Origin of the sequence: Nostoc sp. FACHB-888 (genome assembly GCF_014696655.1) — a bacterium.
Classification (GTDB): Bacteria; Cyanobacteriota; Cyanobacteriia; order Cyanobacteriales; family Nostocaceae; genus Nostoc.
The window spans coordinates 1-4323 of the sequence record NZ_JACJQM010000286.1 but is presented as its reverse complement, the minus strand read 5'-3'; the positions used below and the strand labels follow the sequence as shown (position 1 = coordinate 4323).

Genomic DNA, 4323 nt, shown 5'->3' with positions numbered 1-4323 from the left:
GACGTAGCAAATGCTTTAGTGCTACTCCGTAAATGTGTAAGAGTCGTGCTTTTTGACCGAACCTTATCAAAAGCTGAGGGGCAAGCATGGGATATTGAAGACAGCATTCCCTTACTTGAAGAAATGGAAATTATAGCATCAAATAAGTATGAGGATTTAGCTGATTCTGATGTAATTGTCGTAACTGTTGGGGTACAGCGGAAACCTGGACAGAGCCGATTAGAGACGTTGAGTGACAATGCAGAGATCATACGTTCGACGATGAAAGAATTGGATCGAGTTGCACCGAATTCAATTGTGCTTATTGTTAGCAATCCAGTTGATGTACTAACGCGGATTGCAATCGCCAGTTCCACCAGAGCAGAAAACCTAATTTTCGGTTCGGGAACCGTTCTTGATACTGCCAGACTGAGATATCAACTTGGTAAGCGACTGAATGTTGCAAAACAAGATGTTCATGTTTATGTGATTGGAGAGCATGGAGACAGTGAATTTGCCGTTTGGTCTAGTGCATTTATTGGGGGGATTACATTAACGGAATTTCCCATACCGCAAGGAGCGACGCTGGAGCAAATTTACCAAGAGTACGCAGAATTAACCCGTAAGCGAGGCTATAACATTTCTGAACGCAAAGGAAATACTAGCTATGGCATATCAATAGCAGTTTGTGAATTAATTGATACCATCCTGCGAGATGAAAAACAGATATTTCCAGTATCAGTCAGAGCAGATTCTAACTATGGAGTTGGAATTGAAGTTGTTCTGGGACTTCCGTGTATCATTGGCTCAATAGGTATTGAGCGCCAACTGGTGTTACCAAGAAATGCTGATGAACAACGCTTATTAGAAGAGTCCGCCACCCAACTGAATCTTGCCTATAATTCTTTGGATAATTAAAATCAACTCATATAGTCTGTCTAAAAATGCAGGGTAAGCTCATCTAATTTACTAGAGAATCATCAAGTTGAAAAACTCGTTTCAAATTATCAGTCCAATGGCTATAACCTTATTTCCCTTCTGATTGTAATGTTTTGGCTACTACAGAATGGTAACGTGTAATACCTTATATGAGCGACAGATGAGATTTTAATTTGACGAGAATATCTCTAGCTTTTGTCCAGAGAATTGAGCCTCCTTGTTTTGGGTCTATGATGTGCGTTGCATTCGGTAGACGTAAAGCCAATGTTGCACCAAAATCAGGAGAGTGAACTGTACTGGTATCTAAAGCGCCATACCAAAGATCCACAGGAATAGTGATGTCCTCCAGTGCTATAGGCCATGAACTAAGGCTATTAACAAGGTCTTGTGCGTATCCTTGTGCGCCCTGAGAAAAACCTTCCTTCAAAGCTTGCTGGTATGCTTTACCAAACATATCACTTTCATACAATATTCGGTCGTCATCTGCACTCATGCCAATAATTAACTGCCACAGTCCATGCGGCGTGACTATTCCTGAAAAGCGCTGCTCGAACTCCACAGGATCTTGTTGAAGAGAAGCAATCATCCTTGCTACATCTGGATGCAACAGGGGTTTCAAACGCGGATGGGTAAGTTCGTCTTGTCCCGACACAATTGCTATCGCTTTTACGAAACTGCACTCTGCAAGAGCGAATCCGAACGGTGCGCCTTGAGAAAAACCAACCACCAGAACATTATGGAGATCGTTAGCCTGAATCAACTCCTGTGTATCATCTACCCAAGAATCAAAGGTTTTGTTAGGGTGTGGGTCAGACAAACCTAAGCCAGGACGGTCAATCGCAATCAGTTTCAAGCCGAGTTCCGCCAGACAGTTCACACCAAAACCGAGCGTTCCGCTCATTCCAGCCCCAGTGCAAAATAAAACCGGAATGCCATTAATAGGCCCCCATTCGTACCACGCAAGGCTACGATTATCATGCAGTCGCATCGTTTTTTGCCTTTCGGGTGGCTTTACAAAGTTACTCATGCTATTCATTAGAACTCTTGCAAAGAACAATCTTAACCGATTCCCCTTTCTGAATAAGAGGTAATAATGCTAGATTTCGATTACTTGCAATGATTCAGGGTGATTTATGAACAAAGGGGAATTAGTGGATGCTGTAGCAGCAAAGACCAACATCACAAAAAAGCAAACCGATGAAATAATCAGTGCTTTTTTGTCAGTTGTTACTGAGGCTGTAGCCAATGGGGATAAGGTAACGCTTGTTGGGTTTGGGTCATTCGAGCGGCGTGAACGTTCAGAGCGTGAAGGGCGTAATCCCAAAACCAATGAGCCAATGACCATTCCAGCTACTAGAGTTCCTGCGTTTTCTCCTGGGAAGCTGTTTAAAGAAAAAGTAGCACCATAGATGAATTGCTTGACCATTAGCAATCTAATCACTGCAAAACCATAGCCCTTACTATTCTCAAGACAGCTTCGCTTTACCTTACATAATAAATAAAGGCGAACTATTAGGTATGAAGAAATAATGTTGAAACGTCGCACAATACTAGTTGGTTTAGCTGCGCTTGGCTTAAAGTTAGGTGTTAGTAGACAAGTTCATGGACAATCTACTAGCGGCCCAGAAGCTTGGCAAAGTGTCTACAATGAGGCGGCTGCTGGGGCAACAACGATAGTTACAGTTCCACTTTTGAACTCCTCTTCATCATCTATCTTGCAAGTAGTCTTCAAATTGGCAGGTTATTGGGGTGGTTAACGCCATACCTTGTTAACTTTTGGAGCAATATTATGAATAAAAAATGGGCTGCTAAACGACTTACAATCAATCTCACATCAAGTGAAGCAGAGAAGCTGGAAAAATACTGTTCAATTACTGGTAGACCAGCAACCGATGTAATCCGCGAATTAGTCCGGTCTGTGCCAATTGAAGAAGTACAAAATGCCAATTAGGAATTCATCTAGGGGAAGTTTAAGGGGTTTTCCTTTCCCTTTTCCTCCAAAATCCGACAAGTATTGATACTACAGTTACCAGCGCATTATTAAAAAAGCTGCTGAATCGACAAAATTTTAACAGCAGTAGTAGCTCAAAGTGATTCAACGTTGATTATGTGTATGGAAAGCGCTGGCAAACTTTTTTAGCTGGCATTTAGTAAACCGGATATAAAACAAAGCCCTGGATTTTTACTAGGGCTTTTTAAATTGAATTTTATTTAGCATGACTTCTAGAACACCGATTCAGTATTCAGAGTCATGACGAAAAACTCGGGTTTCTTTTAGGCACAAGAAAGAAACTGTGGTTGAAATGACCTAAAAATCCGGTTTTTCAACCTCGCGTTTTATTAATGAATCGGTGTTCTAGGGAATAGCATTAGCCGCGACGAAACAGAGTTTCGAGATAAACTTGGGAAACACTGCGGTCACCATCAGCATTTTGCAGCAGAAACAGAGAAATAGCTGCGGTAATAAGGCGACGTTCATCCCAATCAGGATGTTTTTCTAAGTAGGTGTTGAGAGATTGATGTAGGGTTTCGGGAAGGGTAGTAAAGATGTTTTGGGTAGAGTTCATCCGATCAAAGCTTCCGAAAGAGCAAATTACAGAGACAATAAGCTAGAGGTGATGCAGTGTTTGTACTGTTTCACCCCGTTCCTCGCTTGCCAAACCATCTGCACTAACAACTGAATATTTTTATACAGTTGATGTTCAAAATGGACGGGCGGCAAAGGCTAGTCGATTTATTGTGTGCTGATTGGCTCGGTTTGTCAATGTTGCTAAATGTTAAAGGGAAATATAGAAAAAATAAATAGTTACGTGAAAATAAGGGTTAGAAGCAGGTTTTATTTACCTTACGTAACAATAACTCAGTAAAGCAAAGTGATGACTACAGCTATGACAAAATCCCCAGTGAGTGAACAGAAGCTGATTATCTTGTAAAACAACTGTGGAAAACAGCAGAAATAGCTGTGGAAACCCTGTGGAATCTGCCGGAAAAAGTAGAACTAATGATAAGAATTGCAAAAGTAACAATGGGTAAGCTCTGCTATTGCCAGGGGCTGAAAACGCAACAGATTATTTGCAGGGTCATTGGTTTGTTAACTGCCATTACTTTGAACAATTTAGTTCTCTTTAAACGCTACGGGTGATAACTCTCCTGCTGGTAGGATGAAAGTGCTTTCCGGCTTGGATTGCCACCAAATGAATTAACCGCTTTACCGCTTTTGATAAATCCATTCACGTCCAGCTTTTGCTGCTGCTTCAGCACTAAAGTAAATCGGATGCTCAATAAACACCGTATCATCGGGGTTAATAATCCGAAACTGCTAGCATTTACCTGGAGTGTAAAATACAGCTAAAACACGAGACTGAATACAGACAACTGAATGAATCTTGGTAGTAGTCATGATAC

General features: G+C 41.3%; 7 protein-coding genes. 4 read left to right on the top strand and 3 right to left on the bottom strand.

Annotated elements, in window-relative coordinates; translation table 11 throughout:
- Window positions 1-897 (top strand): L-lactate dehydrogenase (locus H6G26_RS39165; protein WP_190737208.1); only part of this gene is annotated, 897 nt, incomplete at its 5' end.
- Between the two features lie 166 nt (window positions 898-1063).
- Here the strand turns inward: H6G26_RS39165 and H6G26_RS39160 are convergent.
- Window positions 1064-1945, bottom strand: coding sequence for an alpha/beta hydrolase (locus tag H6G26_RS39160; protein ID WP_242054328.1), 882 nt, complete (start codon window positions 1943-1945; stop codon window positions 1064-1066).
- A gap of 106 nt (window positions 1946-2051) precedes the next feature.
- On the opposite strand from H6G26_RS39160, the gene H6G26_RS39155 reads away from it, so the two are divergent.
- The 3 genes from H6G26_RS39155 (at window position 2052) to H6G26_RS39145 (ending at window position 2869) form a co-directional block, all read left to right on the top strand.
- The gene (locus H6G26_RS39155; RefSeq protein ID WP_190737206.1) at window positions 2052-2327 is read left to right on the top strand and encodes an HU family DNA-binding protein; all 276 of its coding nucleotides are present in this window, start codon (window positions 2052-2054) and stop codon (window positions 2325-2327) included.
- A 120-nt stretch (window positions 2328-2447) separates the two neighbouring features.
- Window positions 2448-2675 carry a hypothetical protein gene (locus H6G26_RS39150; RefSeq protein ID WP_190737204.1) on the top strand — a complete coding sequence of 76 codons (228 nt, stop codon included), beginning with the start codon at window positions 2448-2450 and terminating at the stop codon, window positions 2673-2675.
- Window positions 2676-2707: 32 nt separating this feature from the next.
- A complete protein-coding gene (locus H6G26_RS39145; protein ID WP_190737202.1) occupies window positions 2708-2869 on the top strand; it encodes a CopG family transcriptional regulator in 162 nt (53 codons plus the stop codon).
- Window positions 2870-3287: 418 nt separating this feature from the next.
- On the opposite strand, the gene H6G26_RS39140 is transcribed toward H6G26_RS39145, so the two are convergent.
- Together H6G26_RS39140 and H6G26_RS44435 are read right to left on the bottom strand one after the other, a co-directional pair.
- Window positions 3288-3485, bottom strand: coding sequence for a DUF2811 domain-containing protein (locus H6G26_RS39140; protein WP_100904448.1), 198 nt, complete (start codon window positions 3483-3485; stop codon window positions 3288-3290).
- Between the two features lie 565 nt (window positions 3486-4050).
- Window positions 4051-4215 carry a hypothetical protein gene (locus H6G26_RS44435; RefSeq protein ID WP_190737200.1) on the bottom strand — a complete coding sequence of 55 codons (165 nt, stop codon included), beginning with the start codon at window positions 4213-4215 and terminating at the stop codon, window positions 4051-4053.
- Window positions 4216-4323: the final 108 nt, after the last annotated feature.

Bases quoted from the DNA above. Each gene is read 5' to 3' on its own strand.
- H6G26_RS39145 (WP_190737202.1), top strand. From the start codon at position 2,708: ATGAATAAAAAATGGGCTGCTAAACGACTTACAATCAATCTCACATCA.
- H6G26_RS39140 (WP_100904448.1), bottom strand. From the start codon at position 3,485: ATGAACTCTACCCAAAACATCTTTACTACCCTTCCCGAAACCCTACAT.
- H6G26_RS39155 (WP_190737206.1), top strand. From the start codon at position 2,052: ATGAACAAAGGGGAATTAGTGGATGCTGTAGCAGCAAAGACCAACATC.
- H6G26_RS44435 (WP_190737200.1), bottom strand. From the start codon at position 4,215: ATGATACGGTGTTTATTGAGCATCCGATTTACTTTAGTGCTGAAGCAG.
- H6G26_RS39150 (WP_190737204.1), top strand. From the start codon at position 2,448: ATGTTGAAACGTCGCACAATACTAGTTGGTTTAGCTGCGCTTGGCTTA.
- H6G26_RS39160 (WP_242054328.1), bottom strand. From the start codon at position 1,945: ATGAGTAACTTTGTAAAGCCACCCGAAAGGCAAAAAACGATGCGACTG.